The following is a 20,431-nucleotide window of genomic DNA, read 5'->3' as shown; positions in this document are numbered from 1 at the left end:
CTGCTATCAGCAGATTCAATTTTAGGTGGTGAAATCCGCTTTTATGTTTAGTTGATGTTATCCAAACAGAAGTCAGCTTAGACTTTATATAGTTGGCTATTGCAAAATTATTTTTAACTTTTGGGATGTTAACCTCGCTTTTAGCCATTTTTCCAATTTACCATTCTCCGACACTGGCATACCTCCGTTTAGGGTAGCAGTGAACTGAAGAACAGTGTCTTTTTTAAGAGTATCTGTATTCATGTAAATCGTATTGGCTATACTATAACTTTTGATAGCCGGAAACAGGCTTTTAATTTCTTCCCGGATTTCTGGAATTTCGCTATCATCCTTATTTGCAGACACAGTCTTTTTGGCCAGTGAATCCCTGTTAAACACATCCTCCATTATACTGGCCTTTATCTGGGAAAAATCCACATTTGCCCTAGCATCGAGCCCCTGGCGAATAATGAGCTTGGTACCCTGAAGGTTATATACAGATAGTTTTGAACGGATGCTGTCGACGGTTGGTTTGGAGAGTTCCGCGCCAATTAAAAGTAAATCGATTTCTCTTGAATTCCTTGAGTACTTAAAACTCTTGTTAACCACCTGGGTATTACTGAAATTAAACTCCTCACGAATAAGTCGCTGTGCACTGCTTTCAAAGATACTTTTCTGTACAATTCCGTAAGCGAGATAAATGCTTGGCAGAACGGTTACCAAAACGGTAATTAGGATATATCTCGACACCTTTTTTTCAGTATTTTTATTCTCAAAGTATTTTTTGTTAAACTTCAAAAAACGAACAATCAGATAGGTCGAGATGCAAATGAATAAGCTATTGATAAAGAAAAGATAGATTGCCCCGGCAAAAAAAAGCAGGTTGCCCGAGGCTAGCCCAAATCCTGCTGTACAGAGGGGCGGCATCAATGCAGTCGCGATGGCCACTCCTGGAATCACATTGCTTTTTTCCTTTCTCGTCACCGCTATCGCTCCGGCCAAACCGCCAACAAAGGCAATGAATACATCCCATATCGAGGGCGTTGTCCTAGCCAGTAGTTCACTCTGGGCATCATGCAGTGGGGTGATATAAAAGTAGAGTGTCGAGGTGGCAATACTTATAAGTGCCGCAATAAGGAGATTTCTCCCTCCCTGTCGTACCAGGGCAAGGTCATTTGTCCCGATACCCAGTCCGATCCCAATTATCGGCCCCATAAGCGGCGAGATGAGCATCGCCCCGATGATTACGGCCGTCGAGTTGACGTTCAGGCCTATCGAAGCGATGAATATTGCAAATATTAGGGTCCATAGGCTTGGTCCAACAAAAACCGTATTGGCCTTGATGGCCGAGACTACTTCTTCCTCATTAGCCTTATCCAGATGGAGGTTGAACCTGCGCTGAAAAAATAATCTGATGTAAGCACCTAGGCCTGATTCGTGTTCTTTCATACTGCTATTTTTTTAATCCAGTTTGATTCCGGGCCGTTCCCCTTAACACTAGAGTACCCAATATGCCTGACAGACCAGAGGCAATTAGAATCCCATATTTTGCCTGTTCAACATATTCTGGACTCGAAAAGGCCAGTCCGCTAATAAAAAGAGACATTGTAAAACCTATCCCGGCAAGCAATGCAACCCCGATCATGTGTTTCCAGGTTCCGCCTTCAGGTAATTTGGCAATACCCAGTTTTACCATGATATAACAAAATAGCAATATTCCTGTAAATTTGCCCAATACCAATCCCGCTGTTACGCCAATGGATACCGGATTGATTATAGCGGTGAAAAAATCAGCACCGATAATTATGCCTGAGTTTGCCAATGCAAAAAGGGGCATAACCAGAAAGGCCACATAGGGGTGTAACGCATGCTCAATCTTTTGGAGTGGGGTTTCTGCAGCGAGGCTGAGGTTTTTCACCTGCTGTATGGTATGGTGCTGGTCGGGGGTGGTCAGCGTGCTATTACTGGGGATCTCGCGGTCAAAATCATCAGTTAGTTTACGCAGGTTATTGGAATATACCTCTTCATCAATTCTCGTCCTTGCCGGAATAGTAAAGGCGACAATTACCCCGGCAAGAGTAGCATGAACGCCTGATAAAAGGAACCCTATCCATACAGCAATCCCGAGTATGAGGTAAAATGCACTGCTTCTAATACCCATTACGTTTCCGATAATCAACACCAATAAAAAGATTCCGGCAATGCCAAGGGCTACAAAGTTGACCTGTCCGGTATAAAAGAAGGCGATAACCATTACTGCTCCAAGGTCATCCGCCACAGCTAGTGCAGAGAGAAAAACCTTGATGCTAGCAGGGATGTGCTTGCCTGCCATGGAAAGCAAGGCTAGTGCAAAGGCAATATCAGTAGCCATCGGAATTCCCCAGCCATGGGAGGCACCTGTCCCGCTGTTGATCAAAAAGTAAATTGTCGCAGGAACAAGCATACCGCCCAATGCTGCTGTCATCGGTAGCAATGCCTTGGAAACGGTGGAGAGTTCACCCTCCATAAATTCACGTTTGAGCTCAAGGCCGATCACAAAAAAGAAGAGTGCCATCAGCCCATCATTTATCCAGATGTGAAGGGGCTTATCGAGCAGGTGCTCGCCTAAACCAACCATAAAATGCGTTTCCCATAAAAGATGGTAAGATTCACTAAATCCGGAGTTTGCCCAGATGATAGCCAGCAGTACACTAATCAGCAAGACAATACCACTAGTGTATTCCAGGTGGACAAAACGACTAACTGGGGCTATTATTCTTTCTATCGGGCTTTTTGGTATGCTATTCATTAAGAGGGTTTTTGATGGATTACTAAAGGCATAAAAATACGCTTTTAGTCGGATTATTGTTCCAAACCATGTAATAAACGAGGTACTGACACCTGAAAATTAGCATCGCCGTTCCACTATTATTCATGTACATCACCGTGTAGATATAAGCGGTTGGTAAATTACAGGCACGCTGAAGGTTTGGCGTTCATAGCCCAGTTGATATGCAACGAAGGAATGACAGATTTTTTTATCCAACCTAGGTAATGAATTGTAAGTTCAAAATAAGCTCAACTTTACTAACACGTTCAGGTTGAAAATAAGCCACCCCATTATGAAACTCATTAGACTATGAAAGAAACCAATTAATCAAACAATAAATCGATTATCAAGAATTTATATAGAAATAATTCCACAGGAATCGTTTTGGCTAGATTATCTAAAATTAATAGCATGAAAAAATGTAGTAGCATCATCAGGACAAGCAGAATGATAACTTGGGGTAGGAATGTAAGGCGAATTCATGTAATGCACCTCTTTTATACATGCATTATCCTAATAGGTATATTAATGAGGTTGTTGAATATTGATGCCTTTAACGTCTTACTTTCGCTGCTTTTATTGCTCCTGCTGATTACCGGATATGCTTTTTTAGCAATTAGTTTAAGGGACCATATTAAATATTTTGGAACCCATATATTGATACTGGTGACTGGCCCCCCTCGCTGGCAATGTTGAAATTGGTCCGATTTTCACTGCTAGTTGTATATTCTCTCTGATGTAATGATTTGAGTTTCTTCTTTTGTCATTCCAATATTACTAATCAATATGTTAAGGAGCCGACAATATCTTCCCTTTCCGAAGATAATCTGGCGTTTTATGGGATTTATCGCGGGCTAAATATTTCAAAAAAGTAATTGCCACTTTAAGGTCGGTTACTCAAATAGTCGAGTAAGCAAACCCTATCATTTCATGATATAGGTGACTCCACTTTCCAGTAGAATCACACTGAGATGAAAAGCCCTTAGTCCATAAGCGGTATTTAATCCTTTTCTATGAGACAACAGAGTATTATCTAAATGAGCACAGTGGATGTTTGCCCTCATATGACAGCGGTTTTGCCTTATCTGCAACGGCTTTTTTTTAATACTTCTATTTACGAAATAGCAAACGTAATCATCAAAGACACCATCAGCACATATCCACCAGTGATTTTGGCGATCAGGAATATTCCGTTCAGAGGGGCATGCGTGATGGAACTTAGAGCGGCGGCCATTTCCATTAAGATGAAATTGGAGGTATTCAGATGTAGAAGACCTGTCAGATTTACGTGTAGGCAAAAACAAATCCTATCTTTACTCATAATAAAATTGCCCAAACTAAAAAAATGGATTAACCCATTTTCTGGCCTGCTAAATTAAAGCTCGGCAGATAATAATTTAACAGATGCCCTTTTCTGATAATTGGGATCAAAGTGCACATATTTGATCTTACCTGAACGGTCAATGATATAAGTTGCAGGAACGGGTAAGGTATGACGGCTATTGCCATTATTCGCTTCCAGATTAATTCCGTAGCCCTTGTATTTAGTAAAGGTTGCATCATCCATCATAAAGTTTACACCGTATGCCTTCATAATATTATCATCCTTATCTTGAATAATGGAAAAACCAGCTTTGGTTTTCTTTATTGTTTTTGAAATGTTATCGCTCGTTTCAGGTGTAACTCCTATTACATAAGCACTTTTACCGGTAAGCAATTGCAAAGAATCCTGAAGTTCTTTAATGTGCTTATTGCAGTATGGACACCATTGACCCCGGTAGAAAAAGAGCACAACAGATTTGTGTTCCTTTAATAAGCCCTGCAAATTTATTTTTTTCCCATTTTGATCTACCCCGCTAAAGGAAGGAGCTTTAGTGCCTGCTGCTAATCCTTTTTGTGCATTTGCATTAAAACCCAGCATGATAACCAGGGTAAAAATTAGTATTATTCTTTTCATATATATTAAAATATTGGCAGGAAAGAAAACACTTTCCTGCCTGTTTTCTACATTTTCCCTTTCGACATTTTACTGTCAGACATTTTAGATTTCTCCATTTTAGTTTTTTGCATCGAATCTGCTTTCATTTTCGACACTTTACTTTTCTCCATCTTATCCATTTTCTTATTGCCCATTTTGTCCTGTTTCATTTTGGACATTTTTTCCTTTTCTTGTTGAGGAACATTAGCAAAACCTGATACAGATAAACTTACCATTACCAAAGCAGTAAGAAAAAGCTTACCTGCCGATTTTAAGATTTGATTTTTCATGTTATTGTATTTTTATTTCCCCATTGGTCGCCAATTCGAAAAACTCCTTACAATAAAAATCAATTTTTATTTATTTCTTTTTCAATTTGCTGCTGAAGCTTTGCTTTAAAGGTATCATCCAATCTGATTTCACCGGATGGAAAACCCGTGAATAGACGGATGATGAGCAAACTTTGCTTTTGATAGGTTCTGCAAATGGAACAGCCTGCCAGATGAACCTGCAATTGTAGCGCCTCCGATGCTGTAATTTTCCCTAATGTTCTTTTTTCGATAAGAAAAGTGGCTTGCTTACAGTTATATATTATTTTTTTCAGTGCTCCTGTCATATCAGTTCCAGTGTTTTTGAAGGCATGCCCTCAGGTTAAGTTTTGTTCTGTGCATGATTACCCAGAAATTAGCATCAGTCAGTTTAAGTTCTATACATATTTTTTCTGATGCAAAGTCATCCATGTGTTTCATTGAAAATACAGAAAACCACAATGCAGGGAGTTTTTTAAGACAGCCGTTTAATATCCCGCCAAGTTCTTTTAATAACAACGGATTATCATCATCTAAACCAAAGGCTTGTGGAGCATGCTTCGCATTCCAATGTCCGTTGTCAGAATCGAAGAAATTCTGCTGTTCGGTTTCAGCAGACCTGATTGCGGTAATACCTTTTGATGCCTGCCTGCGGTAGAAATCGGCAACCTTGTTTTTAAGGATGCCAGTGAGCCATGTTTTCTCGCTGCTCTTTCCTTCAAATTTGGAAACCTGCTGAAGCGCAGCCAGAAAAGTATCCTGTACTAAATCCCTTGCTATCTCCTCATCGCGGAGCCTGGAAAAGGCAAAACGATACAGATAATCTGCATACTGTTCAACCCAGGTTACAGGATCGCTCTTTAACGGGCTATTTATTGTGGTCTTTTCCTGTTCCATTTTTTTTATTACATTGTATAAATATAGTACTTAAGCATTTAGTCGCTGAAAAATTAATTCCTTACAATTTCTTTTATTTTTTTGTAAGGATTCCACAGCAATAGCGACCAATGATAAAAAATAAGCTTATGTCCAGAAAAATAGCATTACTCTTACTTTCAATATGTACGATAAGTTTTGCCTTCACTAGTAAACGCAAGGAATCGGCTCCGAATGGTTTTGCAGTAGTAGAACTTTTTACTTCAGAAGGCTGCTCAAGTTGTCCGCCAGCTGATGCATTGGTTGCCAGAATAGAGAAGGAAAATCAAGACAGACCTGTTTACATCCTGGCCTATCATGTCGATTATTGGGATCGCCTTGGCTGGAAAGATACCTTTAGCAATCGTATATTTTCTCAAAGGCAGAATCAATATGCAAAATGGTTAAACTTAAGCAGCGTTTATACGCCACAGATTGTGGTAAATGGCAGTAGAGAATTTGTCGGTTCAGAAGAAAAAACACTGCGGGGCGCAATTACGTCTTCGCTTTCTGAAAAAGGCAAGGCAAAACTTGCAATTTCCATTTCGGGGCAAAGCACGATACTCAATTATCAAATCAACCAACCAACATTGGGCTACAATCTACTTGTTGCCGTCATCACCCCAAACGCAAGCAATAAAATTGAACGTGGCGAAAATAAAGGAAGAACACTTTCACATGTGCAGATAGTGCGCAATCTGGAAAATTTCAGGCTAAACGGGAAAGATAAAGGAAGTGTAGATTTCCTCCCTATAAGAGGAATCCAGCAGGGCAATGCCGAAATCATCGCTTTATTACAAAATGAAAAAACAGGACAAATAACTGCAGCGGCAAAGCTTAAATTTTAAGGCTGAAAGGTCAGATCTTTTAAGGTCAGATTTTCGTTAATGATATAAAATATTTCAATGAAAGAAATCAAGGAAAAGCATGCACTTCTGATGCGTTGGACACATTGGGTAAACTTCCCGGTGCTTACGGTAATGATCTGGAGTGGCTTATTTATTTATTGGGCAAATGATGCCTATGGAATTTCGATTTTCAGCTTTACCCTGATTAAATTTTTTCCTGAATGGTTTTACAAGTACTTCCACATCCCCCATCGACTTGCCGAGGGTATGGCTTTTCACTTTCTTTTTATGTGGTTCTTTTTCATCAACGGACTGCTTTACATTGCCTATACTTTATTTTCCGGCGCATGGAGGGAACTTGTTCCTAAAAGAAACTCGTTCAAAGAAGCCTGGCAGGTACTTTTGCATGACCTGCACATCAGAAAAACCACTCCGCCCCAAAAAAAATACAATGCGGCGCAACGAATTGCCTACAGCGCAATTATTTTAATGGGTGCAGGTTCAGTAATTACCGGGCTGGCAATTTATAAACCAGTACAACTTTACTGGCTATGCTGGCTTTGCGGTGGCTATCATTTTGCAAGGATAATCCATTTTGCCTTAACCATTGGCTATGTCCTTTTCTTTGTCATACATATCCTGCAGGTGGCACTTGCCGGGTGGAACAATTTCCGGTCTGTTGTCTCTGGCTTCGAGGTAATAGAAACTGAACCACAAATCCGAGAGGAAAAAACACTAACAGCAAACAACGCAGAAAATGAAACCAACGGATCAAAATAAAACTAAGAAACCACTTACCATCGAGCAGAAAATAAAGCGAAGGAATTTTATTTCATTTGGTGCTTTCTTTGCTTTGGGTGGTGGAGCAGTTGCAGGCTGGAAATGGCTACTTAACTCGCCCGAAGAAAATGCAGGCATTACCGGCGGTGCCCGGGCACCGCTGAGAAGGGCGCTAAACAAGACAGAACTTTTCTTCCGTAATTTCTTCAGTAATAACCATCTGGCTAAAACCTATCCAAAAGAAAGAGCGGCAAAGATTGTAAGGGTTAACAGTCTAATCGGCATTAAAGATGATAAAGATTTCGACATTAAGAATTGGAAGCTGGAAGTTAAAATTGATCGTAAAGAATCTTTAAAAATCAGCATTGAAGAAATCAAGGCATTACCCAAAACGGAAATCGTATTTGATTTTAAATGTGTTGAGGGCTGGGATCAGATTCAACATTGGGCAGGCGTTAAATTGAGTGATTTTTTATTGCATTACAAACTTGATGCACTTGCCGAAAAAAACTATATGGGATTGGAAACGCCCAATGGGAAATATTATGTTGGGCTCGAAAGAGACAGTGTACTTCATCCACAAACAATTTTAGCCTACGAGATGAATGGAAAACCGATAACCAACGATCATGGTGCGCCTTTAAGGTTAATTATTCCGGTAAAATACGGTATTAAAAACCTTAAAAGAATCGGAGTAATGTCTTTCAGCAACCAACGTCCAAGAGATTATTGGGCGGAACAAGGCTATGACTACTATTCGGGATTGTAAAAATGGGGAATAAAAAATTCCCCAGGTAATCAAATTTTATCTTTGAATTCAGGCTTTATCAAAGCATTCATACTTTTCCTGAGCTTTAACACTTTGGGCGTGGATACACCTTGAATATAGCCACTATTGGGATTTAGCCTGTAATAGCCTTGGTGGTAATTTTCTGCAGGATAAAATACTTTGAAGGGTTCAACCTGCGTTACGATTTTATCGATATAATGATGAGCGGCATTTACCTTGGCCATTACCTCTTCCAATACTTTCTTTTCTTCAGCGTTACGGTAAAATGCAACCGAGCGATAATCCTCTCCTTCATCTGGCCCCTGCCTATTAACTGTCGTTGGATCATGAGCGTAAAAAAATGCCTCAGCGAGCTGGCTATAGCTAATTACATCAGGGTTATAATAAACCTGTACAGATTCGGCATGACCTGTATTATCCGAACACACCTCTTCATAGGTTGGATTTCTTGTATTTCCCCCTGAATAGCCAGATACTACTTTATCCACGCCTTTCAATTCGCTCATGCCTTCTGCCAGTGCCCAGAAACATCCGCCTGCAAAAGTTGCCACTTTTTCATTTGCCTTTGGTTTGGGTAAATCAGCAAAGGCCTGCTGGTTCTTTTTCGTCTGTGCATCCGTGCATGATATAAGAAAAACCAATCCTACCAACCAAAATTTATATATTTTCATGATTATCAAATTATTTGGATGGAATAAATTTCAGTGCATAAGAATTCATGCAGTAACGCTGCCCGGTGGGTTCTGGCCCATCATCAAATACATGCCCCAGATGGAGGCCTGTGCTTGCCTCTACAACTTCATCTCTAACCATGCCGCTAGAAATATCGCGGACGATTTTAATTGCTTTGGCATCAATCGGTTTAAAAAAACTAGGCCAGCCGGTACCTGATTCAAATTTAGTATCTGAGCTAAATAGTGGTTTTCCAGTTGCGGCACTAACATAAATTCCTTTTTTGTGATTATTCCAAAACGGGTTTTTGTATGGCGTTTCCGTTCCCTTATTCACCATGATATCGTAAGCCTGCGCAGAGAGCACCTGCTTCCAGTAAGCCGCTGTTTTTGCCTGTGGATATTTTTTAATATCTCGAGACAATGTTCCTTTATCGGCGGGTTTATTCTGACCGCATGCATTTAATGCTAGCCCCAGAAATAGTATGCTTAATAATCTTAAATTTCTCATATCTTAATTAGTCGTTAGACAATTTAAATCCTTACAAAAGCCGGTGGAATATTTTATAAGCGGCTTAGGTAATTTAATTACGCATAAAACACCTGGCTGGTTCTTCACCGTATTGTAAGTATAAATCACAATGACATGACTCCATACCTCCAATAATAATGCTTCTTAAAGAATGGTAAACCATTACAGTTGAACCCGGTCAAACCGTAAATTAAAATTTGAATTAAATCATTAATTATCTTGCGTCATAGGTTTGGAGGTACTGGGTCAGCTAAAATGTTTTCTCCATTTCCAGGTGGAATCCATTATCTTTAAATTGGCTGAACCAGTTAAGATTAACCCAATTACACCAATTCTTGATTATTTGTAACCTCATTAGTTTGTAGGGTTTATGAAAGAATCATTTTTAGTAAGGCGGGGTCAATCGACATTTATTTAGCCAATTAATAATAGCGAGGCAGTCTTTTGGAACATCATGTGGAATTTACTATTTCTAAACTCCATTACTGAGCGTCCTAATTTTTTAATAGGAATTGCTCATCGATGATGTCAAGTAAAAGGTCTAAGTAAATGTTGATCTTTACCCTCCGTTATCTCTACAAATTGGTTTGATTTATTCAATCTAAATCGTACCTTAGAATGTAAGATTCGGAGTAATTTCTCAATCAAAAACATGGTGAGTAATTCGGTGTGTAGGTTAATAAAATCATTTAAAGAAATTGAAAACCAATGGGTTATAATAAAGTAATTATTCCCCTGCGGGCTACTCCAATAATTAATCAATTGCAAAAAAAAACCTGTAAAATTTACAGGTTTTTTTTGTTTTAATTCGTGGGTAACTTCTCTCATTTAAAGATGATTTGAGTAAACTTGGTTGTTTCTTTAAGCTAAAACATTAACTACATACCATAATTTTGCGCTTTTACTATGGCCGCAGTAACCATCAACTGCCCAACATGGCGCATAGTATGTTCTGTTGCGTGAAAAAGCAAACCAATTACGGTAGAAGGCAAACCAGCTCGGCCAACGCCTCTAAAATCGGCTAATGCATGTTCATCAGTAATTTTTAATTGTTTTAGTGCCACATCAACCTGTTTATTGAAGCGGTTAACCAAGTGGTCAACTTCATAACCATTTAGAGAGTTTTTACCTTCTTCGGCTAATTGTTCAAACTGATATTCTGTTAGTTTTTCTGCTCTTGCGTAAGTAAAAACCCTATCTAAAACACCGCTTAAATGCTGCAAATGAAAACCTGCAGAAGCCATATTTGCCGGGCGTACCCATAGTAAATCTTTAGGGAAATTGTGCATGTACTCATTTACCTCTTCTCTTGCTTGTAATAGGGCGTGAGCTATTGGTTGCAAAACTGCTATGAATTCGGGTAGTGGTCCTCGTTGCCAAACCTCTAATTTTTGCTCCATTGTATCTTCTTTTTTTAATTTAAAGGTAGGTAATTATAGCGCAAAACATAGAAATGCTACCATACTGAAACTTAAAATCAGCGTTAAAAAAGAATATATTTGTTCATCATTTATTAGTGCTTAGAAATCTCATCCCAATGTTCGAAGTCTTTTTTTCTCATGTTTTAAAAAAGGTGTCACTAAGCGAAGCAGAAAAGACAACAATCAAAGCTTTCTTCATCTCTAAAAAATTATCTAAAAAGCAACATTTGCTGCATCAAGGCTATGTTTGTAAGTATATGAGTTTTGTAGAAAAGGGTTTACTTCGTTCTTACCATCTTGATGAAAACGGAATTCAGCATGTTACCATGTTTGCATGGGAAGGTTGGTGGACTTCAGATATTCAAAGTTTTTTGACAGGTGAGGCGGCAACGCAAAGCATTGATGCAATTGAAGATTCTGAGCTGCTTATGATTTCTCAAGCAGACTTTGAGGCAATGACTTTGGAAGTGCCTATAATGGACCGTTATTTCCGCATTCTTTTTCAGAATAGTATTGTAACCAAAGAACGAAGATTGGTAAGTTCTAATACCTTTACAGCAGAAGAAAAATATCTTCAATTGGCCGAATCCAATCCAGAAATCATTCAAAGGTTGCCACAAAATTTAATCGCCTCTTACCTTGGCCTCGCTCCTGAAACATTAAGCCGCGTCCGTAAAAATATTGCTTTACGGAAATAAGGTTATTTCATGATACAGATCAACTTTCTACAGTTTTGGTAGCCTTACCTTTGAGGTTGCAAATCAAAAAATGAATTTTATGTCTGATAAAAAACTTCCAAAGATTCTTATTACTGGTGCCACCGGACAAGTAGGGAGCAAAACGATAGATTTTTTAATAAATAACAAAGAAGTACAACTCGTTGCGGCGGTTCGTAGTCATGCGAAGGCAATTCCTTTTGCCGATAAAGGGATAGAAACTGTTATCCTCGATTTTGATGATGAACGAACGCATCAATCTGTATTTGAAGGAATTGACAGGGTTTTTATAATTACGGGCTACACGGTTGATATGCTTAAACAAAGCAAGAGCCTGCTTGATAATGCAAAAAAAGCTGGCGTTAAACACGTAGTTCATTTAGGTGCCTGTGGCGGAGATGATACCACTGTGGCACATTGGGCATGGCACCAACTTATCGAACGTTACATAGAGTGGTCAGGATTTTCTTATACGCATCTACGCCCTGAAACTTTTATGCAAAACCTATTGAGCTATGGCGGAGAAAAGGCGATTAAAAATGGTATAATCAATGCTTATGTAGAAGGAGCAAGGTTGAGTTGGGTAGATGTAGATGATGTTGCTTTGGTAGCATCTTTAGCACTTGCAAATCCAGAGTTACATTTAAATAAAACATATAGACTAGGTTACGATGCAAAAACATTTGCTGAAATTGCAGGCTTAATGACTACCATTATCGGTAAGCCTTTTAAATATGAAGCGCTTTCGCCAGAAGTTTTTTTACAATCGATGAAAGATGCGGGAGCAGAAATGGCATATATGAACTGCGTTTACGATCATTGGAAACGATATGCAGCCGGAACAATTCCTGGAGCCGATGAAACTTTTGATAACTTCCATCAAATTACAGGAAAAAAACCTGTAAAATGGATTGATTTTATCACCAAACACAAAGCTGAATTGACATACGATTAGCTAGCTGCGAAACTAATATCGGCTATCAATTGCTTTGCTGTAAAGATTTATATTTTGTGCGCTATCCAAAAATCAATGTGATGGATAACACCGCAACACACCAGACAATTAGAAATGCAGTAAAATTTGGTCTTGGAGTCAACTTATTTCTTTTGCCTCCAGCTACTGAAGTTACTCCGAATAAGAATTCCAATGCTAATTCTAACATAACATGTTCAATTTTAATCTAAGATATTAAATTGAGGGTATTGTTACAACGAATAAATTTCTAACTATTGAATTTTAACAGATTTTACCAAATATCCGTTGCTTCTATTGTTTGGGTCGTGTTGAACCGTTGCGCTAATTAAAACTGTTGCAGCGTATTTAGAATCAGTAGCTAGTTTAGATCGTAATGCAATAACTTCTTCTAGTTGTTTTTTTACCATATCATTTTCTGGTCGTAAGATGTAGTCGCCATAATAAAAAACCTGGTTTTGTATTCGAATTGCCAGCGTTGTAGCGAAAATACTGCTTGTTTTTAATGAGATTTCAAATGGCACGGTTCCTGTATAAATCTCTTTGCTAATCACTTTTACAAATACATACCATCTATCTGGTCCGTCTTGTGGTGCTACTTCAGGTTTATAAATTTGCGCCCTAACCTTATAAGTAAAACCTAATTCACGGTCGTTAAATCCTTCTAAATATGTATCAATAGGACTTTTTTCTGGCAAAGTATAAATCATTTGTTTGCCTGCCTGCGCATAATGATCTACATACAACTCTACAACTTTTCCATTTTCTGATTGCTTAGAGCAGCCAAAAAAGGTTGCGATTAAAAATAATAATGGGAGATAACGCATATTTAGTTATTTAGATTTTTCTAGCTTAAACGAGATAACCTATCAATACGCTACGAAGTTCTTAAAATGAATTGTTAAAATAATTCTCTTCGCCATTAAAAAGTTACGCTGCTAAGTTATTGTTAATCATGGTTTAAAATTATATTTGTTAAGCAACAGCAATGTAACGCATTGTTTGCCCTTCTTTAAACCAAACCAAAATATCCTTATGAATAAAAAATTTTACGCTTTAGTCGTTCTTGTGCCTCTATTTGCTTGCCCGCCATTGCTTGCACAAACAAATCCTCCAGTTGCACGAACGCAATCTGCCGCTCCGGCTACAAGTATTTCCGATTTTACCAAAGACTTTAAAAAACAAGAAGGTTATTTTACTTTCTATTATGATGAAAAGACTGGCAAAGTCTTTTTAGAAATTGCTCAGTTTGATAAAGATTTTCTGTATTTCAATTCGCTTACAGATGGTGCAGGCAGAAATGCGGAACGTGGTGGCGCTTCTGCAAATGTTGCCAGATTTATAAAGGTAGGTCCGAAAGTTTTCCTTTTAGAACCAAACCTGGCATATCGTGCAGGAAATGGTAATGCCGATGAAATTAAAACTGTTGAAGGTTCTTTTGCAAAATCTATAATCTGGGGTTTTGCTCCGGTTGCGCTTGAGGGCGATAGAGCTTTAATCGACTTAACACCTTTCATTATTCGTGATAGCCAAAATATAGGCGCAACAATCGGTGCCCCAGCATCATCGGGTGGTGCTGGTGGCAGAGGTGCTGCAACTGGCGGCGCAACGTATCGGGTAGATGAAACTCGATCAGCGGTATATTTGCCAAATACCAAAAACTTCCCTAAAAACACTGAATTTGAGGCAATGCTGACTTTTGCAGGCGGTGCGCCAAGCGGACGAGGAAACATTGCTCCGGATGCGAATGCGGTTACAATTAGAATGCACCAATCTTTTGTAGAACTGCCTGATGATAATTTCAAACAACGCAAATTCGACCCACGATCAAGTTATCAATTGTTTAGTTATACCGATTTTTCTGCGCCAATGTCTGAACCTTTGGTTAAGCGTTTTACTCGCAGACATCGGTTAGAGAAAAAGGATCCAAATGCTAAAGTGAGCGAAGCTGTTGAGCCAATCGTTTATTACATTGATAGAGGTGCACCTGCGCCGATAAAGAAAGCTTTAATTGAAGGAGGCACTTTTTGGAATGAGGCTTTTGAAGCTGCGGGTTACAAAAATGCTTTTCAGGTAAAAGAATTGCCTGAAGGTGCCGACCCGATGGACATCCGTTATAATGTTGTGAACTGGATTACCCGCGCCGGAAGTCCACGAGCATTTTCTTATGGCTCATCATACAGCGACCCAAGAACAGGAGAAATCATAAAAGGTGTGGTAACTTTGGGTTCAGATCGCCATCGCCAAGATTATTTAATAGCCGAAGGTTTATTGCAGCCATATACCGATGGAAAACCGGTTAGTAAGGTGATGGAAGAAATGGCGATTTCCAGAATCAGACAATTGTCAGCCCACGAAATTGGTCACACACTTGGCTTAAACCATAATTTTGCGGCAAGTCCGAAAGAAAGAACATCTGTAATGGATTACCCTTTCCCACGGATAAAACAGAAAGCAGATGGTAGTATTGATTTATCTGATGCTTATGCAAAGGGTATTGGTAGCTGGGATAAAAGAGCGATTATGTGGGGTTATAGTGATTTTCCAAAAGGTGCCGATGAAAATGCTGAACTGGATAAAATAATGAATGAAACCTTAAAGGAGGGTTTTCAATACATTCCTGATATTGGTGGATATACACATCCAAATGCAAACCAATGGGAAGATGACGAAAACACAATTACAGAGCTTAATCGATTGATGAAAATCCGTAGAATGGTTTTGGATAATTTTTCGGAAAAAGCAATTGTAAAAGATGCACCAATGGCAACTTTGGAAGAAGTGTTGGTGCCTATTTATTTATTGCATCGTTATGAAATTGAAGCTGTTGCAAAAAATATTGGCGGACTGTATTTCACTCATGCCGTAAAAAATGATGGTCAGAAACCAACAAAAATGGTAGAACCTGCACAGCAATGGGCTGCGTTCGATGCTTTGATGGCAACGGTTAGTCCTGAAGCTTTGGCTTTACCCGAAAGTTTAATTCAAAAAATACCACCTCGCCCTTCAGGTTATCCTGCTTCGGCAGAAACATTTAGTGGTTACACCGGACCAACTTTCGACCCAATTGCAACTGCCGAAGCTGCTGCAAATGAAACCATTTCTTCTTTACTAAATCCTGAGCGTGCTTCGCGATTGGTAGAATATAATTCTCGTGATTCTGAGCAGCCAGGATTAATTGCTGTAGTTGAAAAATTAATTGCTAAAACATGGAAAGCAGAACCTGTACCTGGGTATAAAGGGCAATTGCAGGTAATGGTAAACAATCTTACGTTAAAATACTTACTGCAATTGGCAGCAAATTCTCGTGCTGGAGAAAATGTTAGGGGCGAAGCTTTATTGGAGATTTCAGAATTAAAATCGTGGATGAATGGAAAGTTGGCCAATGCAGCTCCAAAACAAAAAGCAAACATTTTATATGCATTATCTCAAATAAAAGAATTTGAAGAATCTCCATCAAAATTTCAACCTGAACCTGCACAAGTTATGCCTCCAGGTGCACCAATAGGTATGGGTGGAATGGATTTTATAGATGATTGGGAGTAAGAAAAAATAAGTAGTCAATAATTTATTTAAGGTCATCATGTTTCAATTGGAAATACCAATACAGGCGCATGATGACCTTTAATTATTCCACGCTGCCAGGTTCTTTGATAAGCAAAACACAGAATGTTTCTAAATTAAAACGAAAATGTGTAACTAAATTCTATTGTTATAAGTTTGTGGTATGTCTAAAACAAAACTTACAATAAACAATAACGGTTCGGTTAAAATAGAAGGCGATTTCGAAATCGTAGATAGAAACGGAAATGAATATGGCTTACAAGGCAGAACTGTTTTATCAATTTGCAGATGCGGATTATCTAAAAACAAACCATTTTGCGATGGTGCCCATAATGGACATTTCGAACATGAGGCAATAGCTTTTGATCTTCCTCCAAAGAAAGTTTAAAAATAAAATTATCACTGGTTCGGTGCGTTTAGCTTTGACAACTTTTATTGCGCTTTAGAAAGAAAGTTGTCAAAGCTTGATTCGGTGCGTTTAGCATTTACAATTTTATAGCGCTTTATAAAGAAAGTTGTCAAAGTTTGTTTCGGTGCGTTTAGCATTTACAATTTTATAGCGCCTTAGAAAGCAAGTTGTCAAAGTTTGGTTCGGTGCGTTTAGCTTTGACAACTTTTGTAGCACTTTAGAAGGAAAGTTGTCAAAGCTTGGTTCTGTGAGTGCAACATTTGCAATTTTATACCACTTTAGAAAGAAAGTTGTCAAAGCTACTTGTGCGCTCGGTCTGTTTCATTGTATAAAACTTGCCTAAACTTCTAAATCTATCTTGATACTTGATACTAAAAAGCTCTATCCAAATACTAACTTTGCCCCAAAACTTTCCTTATTTCTGTTTCAATTTGCAAAGTAATTTCTTCGGCTGCTTTGCCTTCAGGCTCAATTGGTTTTAAAACTGTCCATTTCAATCCGTGCCCTGTTGTAAGTGGAAACATTCCAAAACGAACAATTTTCCACGAATTTTCTATCGCAACTGGCACAACCAAAGCATTTGGCACAACTTTTAATAAAGTGGCCACGCCACCAAACTGAAATGTTTTAAGCTGCCCATCTTTTGCTCTTGTTCCTTCTGGAAAAATTACAGTGCTCCAATTGTTATCTTTCATCCTGCGCCCAAGTTTAATAATTTCAGAAATAGCCTGTTTATTATCCTTTCTATCAATATTTGCCCCACCACCCAGTCTTAAATTTATTGAAATCGATGGTATGCCCTTAGTTAGTTCTATCTTCGAAATAAACTTTGCATGATGCTTACGTAAAAACCAGATTAACGATGGGATATCATACATGCTTTGATGATTTGACGCGAAAATAATTGGTCTATCGGTTGGCAAATCAAAATCGTTTTTAAAACTTACGCTGTTCACCAAAAAAATCTGGCAATAGGTTAAGAAGAAGTTTAGTACATCTACCGAAATTTTATGGGCTTTGTAGCCAAAAAACTTAAAGCAAATCCATTGTATAGGGTGGAAAATGCAAAGCGTTAATCCAAAGAAGAAATAAAAAACCGGGCTTAAAATGTAGCCAAAAAACTTACTCATTAGTATAATTTAATTGTGCAAAGATAGAAATTTGATTGTTTGTTAATAGCCGCTAATCTAAATTTACATGTAGCTCCTCCTTTTGTTAAATCCATCAAAATCTTTTCAATGTCAATTAATTTTTTTTCTGAAATACAAAACCAAACTTGCATTATATTTGTAAGGTAAACTTATAAGTTATACTTACAAAAATGAGTTCAGAAAAAAGCAACGCTTTAGCATCAGCACTTCGGCCAGTATTGGCAAGGCTAAATCGTAAACTACGAAAGCTTTCCCCATCAAATACCGTATTATCACAAACGGAGCGCTCGATTTTGGTTTTATTAGAGCAGCATGATTATCTACTATCGGCAGAACTTGCTCTGTTGGAGAAAATCACGCCACAATCTATGGGGCAGTTGTTAAACCATCTTGCAGTATTAAATCTCATTTCTAAAACCGCATCCGAAACCGATAAACGCAAAATTCACATTTCGCTTTCCCCGACAGGTAAAGAAATGTTACAGCAAGTTAGGCATGAGCGAGATGAATGGTTGAGCAAAGCCATCGCAGAAGTTTGCACAGAACAAGAACAATTAATTTTAAAAGAAGCTATAGGTCCTTTAACAAAACTGGTTAATTATTAATCAGACGGCCTTGAATTATGAACATCAGTACATTTAATGCATTTAAAAGCCGTAATTACCGCCTCTACTTTGGCGGCCAATCCATTTCCCTAATTGGAACCTGGATGCAAAAAACAGCCGTACCTGGGTAGTTTACGAGCAAACACACTCTAACTTTATGCTCGGATTAACGCTTTTTGCAAGCCTTTTTCCTTCCTTCATTTTTTCATTTATTGGCGGGGTTGCATCCGATAGATATGATAGGTACAAGCTATTATTATTTACGCAAATCGCCTCGATGGTTCAAGCCATATTAATGACGATTTTGATTTTTACAAAGCATTATGATATGTGGCAAATTATAGCACTAAGTGCTTTATTAGGCTTAATCAATGCTTTTGATGTACCAGCCAGACAATCATTGGTTTATGAAATGGTTGATGATAAAGCAGATTTACCAAACGCTTTGGCATTAAATTCTTCGATGGTAAATCTTTCGAGATTAATTGGACCAGGTTTGGCAGGTTTAGCTTTAGAAAAATTAGGAGATGATATTTGTTTTGGCTTAAACGCAGTAAGTTTTATAGCCGTTATTGGCTCGTTACTAATGATGAAGTTGCCTAAATACGTTTCTAAACCGCATACAAAAAACATAGTTGGTGAGTTGAAAGAAGGTTTTGCCTACATAAAAGCTACACCATCCATTGCATCTGTTTTAATTATGCTGGCGCTGATAAGTTTATTTGTCTTGCCTTTTAGTACATTAATTCCGGTTTATGCTAAAGACATTTTTAAAGGAACGGCATCAACTTTTGGCGTTATTGATAGTGTAATAGGTTTAGGTGCTTTTTCGGGAGCTATGTTTTTGGCATCCTTAAAACCTGGTAAAAACCTCCGGAAAATTTTAGCAATAAATACTTTAGTTTTTGGTGCCGGATTGGCTTTATTTTCCCATACCACCTATTATCCTATCGCATTGGTTTTTGCAACAATTTCGGGCTTTGGAATGATGTCGCAAATTACAATTAGCAACACCCTAATTCAAACCACAGTTGATCCAAATATGAGGGGAAGAGTTATCAGCTTTTATGCCATGGCTTTCTTTGGTATGCAGCCTTTGGGCGGATTATTAATTGGTAGCATTTCTCAACTTGTTGGTACAGAAAATACAGTTTTATTCCAGGGTGCGATTGCGGTATTAATCGGCTGTTTCTCTTACAGAAAGCTGCACCAAAGCGAAATTAAAAGCAATGAATCTGCAACGCCAATGGAAGGACTTATGTTAGAAAAAATTTAAATCGGTTATGCTTATTTATTTTTTTTGAAAAATTGTTGTTTGTGAAAAAAGGGGATGATACTACGAAAAACGATGCGGGCAAACTGGTAAAAAGTTTACATGCGCTATTTACATGATTATCGGTTATCTTTGTGCAAAATTAAAACGATGGCGGTATTACATAAAAAGGAAGAAAAAATTCAGGCAGTGCTGGGCAGGCTGTCTAAAAAATATACAGATGAACAATTCGTAGAAATGTTTATCAAATTATACTCAAAAGATTGGGGCAAAATTAAATCAGCATATATTAAACAATCTCAGGATAAAGAACCAGGAACGGTAATTAACATGCCAAAACCAGAGATTTATTTGAAACAAGTTTTAGCAAATTACTTAAATCAGGTTGATGCCCCTAAAGCTAAAGAAGAGGTTGCTATTGAAGCCCCAGTAGTTGAAACAAAAAAGGCTAAAGCACCAGCGAAGAAAAAGGTTGATGTTGAAGAAGAAGTTGTAGTTGAGCCAAAAAAAGCTAAAGCATCGGCAAAGAAAAAAGTTGAGGTTGAAGAAGCAGCTGTAGCAGAACCCAAAAAAGTTAAAGCATCAGCAAAGAAAAAAACTGAAGCAACAGAAGATTTACCATTGGTAGAGAAGAAGCCAAAAGCAGTTGCTAAAAAGCCAGCTGTAAAAAAATAAAAAAAATTCCGCTCGAGATAATAAATAACAATTT

The 20,431-nt window shown here is 38.2% G+C and carries 22 protein-coding genes; 10 read left to right on the top strand and 12 right to left on the bottom strand.

The window, feature by feature from the left end; all coding sequences use genetic code 11:
- Positions 1-96 precede the first annotated feature (96 nt).
- The 7 genes from D7004_RS19175 to D7004_RS19145 all read right to left on the bottom strand — a co-directional run bounded on the left by D7004_RS19175 (position 97) and on the right by D7004_RS19145 (position 5,971).
- Complete coding sequence (locus D7004_RS19175) at positions 97-1,428, bottom strand: DUF389 domain-containing protein (protein ID WP_123207428.1); 1,332 nt, start codon at positions 1,426-1,428, stop codon at positions 97-99.
- Between the two features lie 4 nt (positions 1,429-1,432).
- The gene (gene nhaA / locus D7004_RS19170; protein WP_123207427.1) at positions 1,433-2,767 is read right to left on the bottom strand and encodes a Na+/H+ antiporter NhaA; all 1,335 of its coding nucleotides are present in this window, start codon (positions 2,765-2,767) and stop codon (positions 1,433-1,435) included.
- A 1,135-nt stretch (positions 2,768-3,902) separates the two neighbouring features.
- Complete coding sequence (locus tag D7004_RS21105; protein ID WP_244214384.1) at positions 3,903-4,028, bottom strand: chloride channel protein; 126 nt, start codon at positions 4,026-4,028, stop codon at positions 3,903-3,905.
- A gap of 135 nt (positions 4,029-4,163) precedes the next feature.
- Complete coding sequence (locus tag D7004_RS19160; protein WP_123207425.1) at positions 4,164-4,745, bottom strand: peroxiredoxin family protein; 582 nt, start codon at positions 4,743-4,745, stop codon at positions 4,164-4,166.
- Between the two features lie 47 nt (positions 4,746-4,792).
- Entirely contained in the window at positions 4,793-5,056 is a 264-nt protein-coding gene (locus tag D7004_RS19155) for a hypothetical protein (RefSeq protein WP_123207424.1), read from the bottom strand.
- A gap of 59 nt (positions 5,057-5,115) precedes the next feature.
- Entirely contained in the window at positions 5,116-5,382 is a 267-nt protein-coding gene (locus D7004_RS19150; RefSeq protein WP_123207423.1) for a zf-HC2 domain-containing protein, read from the bottom strand.
- A gap of 1 nt (position 5,383) precedes the next feature.
- Entirely contained in the window at positions 5,384-5,971 is a 588-nt protein-coding gene (locus D7004_RS19145) for a sigma-70 family RNA polymerase sigma factor (protein ID WP_123207422.1), read from the bottom strand.
- Between the two features lie 128 nt (positions 5,972-6,099).
- On the opposite strand from D7004_RS19145, the gene D7004_RS19140 reads away from it, so the two are divergent.
- Genes D7004_RS19140 through D7004_RS19130 form a run of 3 tightly spaced genes read left to right on the top strand, consistent with a single transcriptional unit; the run spans position 6,100 to position 8,386 of the window.
- On the top strand, positions 6,100-6,837 hold the full coding sequence (locus D7004_RS19140; protein WP_244214383.1) for a DUF1223 domain-containing protein: 738 nt from the start codon (positions 6,100-6,102) through the stop codon (positions 6,835-6,837).
- A 57-nt stretch (positions 6,838-6,894) separates the two neighbouring features.
- Entirely contained in the window at positions 6,895-7,617 is a 723-nt protein-coding gene (locus tag D7004_RS19135) for a cytochrome b/b6 domain-containing protein (protein ID WP_123207420.1), read from the top strand.
- Positions 7,595-8,386: a molybdopterin-dependent oxidoreductase gene (locus D7004_RS19130; RefSeq protein WP_123207419.1), complete on the top strand. Its 792-nt coding sequence runs from the start codon at positions 7,595-7,597 to the stop codon at positions 8,384-8,386. The genes D7004_RS19135 and D7004_RS19130 overlap by 23 nt, the downstream gene beginning before the upstream one ends.
- Positions 8,387-8,415: 29 nt before the next feature.
- On the opposite strand, the gene msrA is transcribed toward D7004_RS19130, so the two are convergent.
- The 3 genes from msrA to D7004_RS19110 form a co-directional block, all read right to left on the bottom strand.
- Positions 8,416-9,078, bottom strand: coding sequence for a peptide-methionine (S)-S-oxide reductase MsrA (msrA, locus tag D7004_RS19125; RefSeq protein WP_123207418.1), 663 nt, complete (start codon positions 9,076-9,078; stop codon positions 8,416-8,418).
- Between the two features lie 10 nt (positions 9,079-9,088).
- Positions 9,089-9,589 (bottom strand): peptide-methionine (R)-S-oxide reductase MsrB, encoded by a 501-nt coding sequence (msrB, locus tag D7004_RS19120; protein WP_123207417.1) that lies wholly within the window; start codon positions 9,587-9,589, stop codon positions 9,089-9,091.
- An 899-nt stretch (positions 9,590-10,488) separates the two neighbouring features.
- Positions 10,489-11,010, bottom strand: a complete 522-nt coding sequence (locus tag D7004_RS19110) for a DinB family protein (protein WP_123207415.1) — start codon at positions 11,008-11,010, stop codon at positions 10,489-10,491.
- A 137-nt stretch (positions 11,011-11,147) separates the two neighbouring features.
- On the opposite strand from D7004_RS19110, the gene D7004_RS19105 reads away from it, so the two are divergent.
- On the top strand, positions 11,148-11,729 hold the full coding sequence (locus D7004_RS19105; protein WP_123207414.1) for a Crp/Fnr family transcriptional regulator: 582 nt from the start codon (positions 11,148-11,150) through the stop codon (positions 11,727-11,729).
- 79 nt (positions 11,730-11,808) lie between these two features.
- Positions 11,809-12,702, top strand: a complete 894-nt coding sequence (locus tag D7004_RS19100) for an SDR family oxidoreductase (protein ID WP_123207413.1) — start codon at positions 11,809-11,811, stop codon at positions 12,700-12,702.
- Positions 12,703-12,974: 272 nt separating this feature from the next.
- Here D7004_RS19100 and D7004_RS19095 read toward each other — a convergent pair whose 3' ends face one another.
- The gene (locus D7004_RS19095; RefSeq protein ID WP_123207412.1) at positions 12,975-13,547 is read right to left on the bottom strand and encodes a hypothetical protein; all 573 of its coding nucleotides are present in this window, start codon (positions 13,545-13,547) and stop codon (positions 12,975-12,977) included.
- Between the two features lie 208 nt (positions 13,548-13,755).
- On the opposite strand from D7004_RS19095, the gene D7004_RS19090 reads away from it, so the two are divergent.
- Positions 13,756-16,266, top strand: coding sequence for a zinc-dependent metalloprotease (locus D7004_RS19090; protein ID WP_123207411.1), 2,511 nt, complete (start codon positions 13,756-13,758; stop codon positions 16,264-16,266).
- A 181-nt stretch (positions 16,267-16,447) separates the two neighbouring features.
- Positions 16,448-16,672, top strand: a complete 225-nt coding sequence (locus D7004_RS19085; protein WP_056087622.1) for a CDGSH iron-sulfur domain-containing protein — start codon at positions 16,448-16,450, stop codon at positions 16,670-16,672.
- A 413-nt stretch (positions 16,673-17,085) separates the two neighbouring features.
- Here the strand turns inward: D7004_RS19085 and D7004_RS19080 are convergent, their stop codons facing one another.
- Positions 17,086-17,823: a lysophospholipid acyltransferase family protein gene (locus D7004_RS19080; RefSeq protein ID WP_123207410.1), complete on the bottom strand. Its 738-nt coding sequence runs from the start codon at positions 17,821-17,823 to the stop codon at positions 17,086-17,088.
- A 191-nt stretch (positions 17,824-18,014) separates the two neighbouring features.
- Here D7004_RS19080 and D7004_RS19075 point away from each other — a divergent pair, with 191 nt between their 5' ends.
- The 3 genes from D7004_RS19075 to D7004_RS20890 all read left to right on the top strand — a co-directional run bounded on the left by D7004_RS19075 (position 18,015) and on the right by D7004_RS20890 (position 20,397).
- A complete protein-coding gene (locus D7004_RS19075) occupies positions 18,015-18,449 on the top strand; it encodes a MarR family winged helix-turn-helix transcriptional regulator (RefSeq protein WP_123207409.1) in 435 nt (144 codons plus the stop codon).
- A 157-nt stretch (positions 18,450-18,606) separates the two neighbouring features.
- Positions 18,607-19,725 carry an MFS transporter gene (locus D7004_RS19070; protein WP_244214382.1) on the top strand — a complete coding sequence of 373 codons (1,119 nt, stop codon included), beginning with the start codon at positions 18,607-18,609 and terminating at the stop codon, positions 19,723-19,725.
- A 147-nt stretch (positions 19,726-19,872) separates the two neighbouring features.
- The gene (locus D7004_RS20890; protein ID WP_208646886.1) at positions 19,873-20,397 is read left to right on the top strand and encodes a hypothetical protein; all 525 of its coding nucleotides are present in this window, start codon (positions 19,873-19,875) and stop codon (positions 20,395-20,397) included.
- The last annotated feature ends 34 nt before the right edge of the window (positions 20,398-20,431 follow it).

Source organism: Pedobacter jejuensis, from assembly GCF_003725795.1.
Classification (GTDB): domain Bacteria; phylum Bacteroidota; class Bacteroidia; order Sphingobacteriales; family Sphingobacteriaceae; genus Pedobacter; species Pedobacter jejuensis.
The sequence above is the reverse complement of the archived record's forward strand: the minus strand, read 5'-3'. Positions and strand labels throughout refer to the sequence as shown.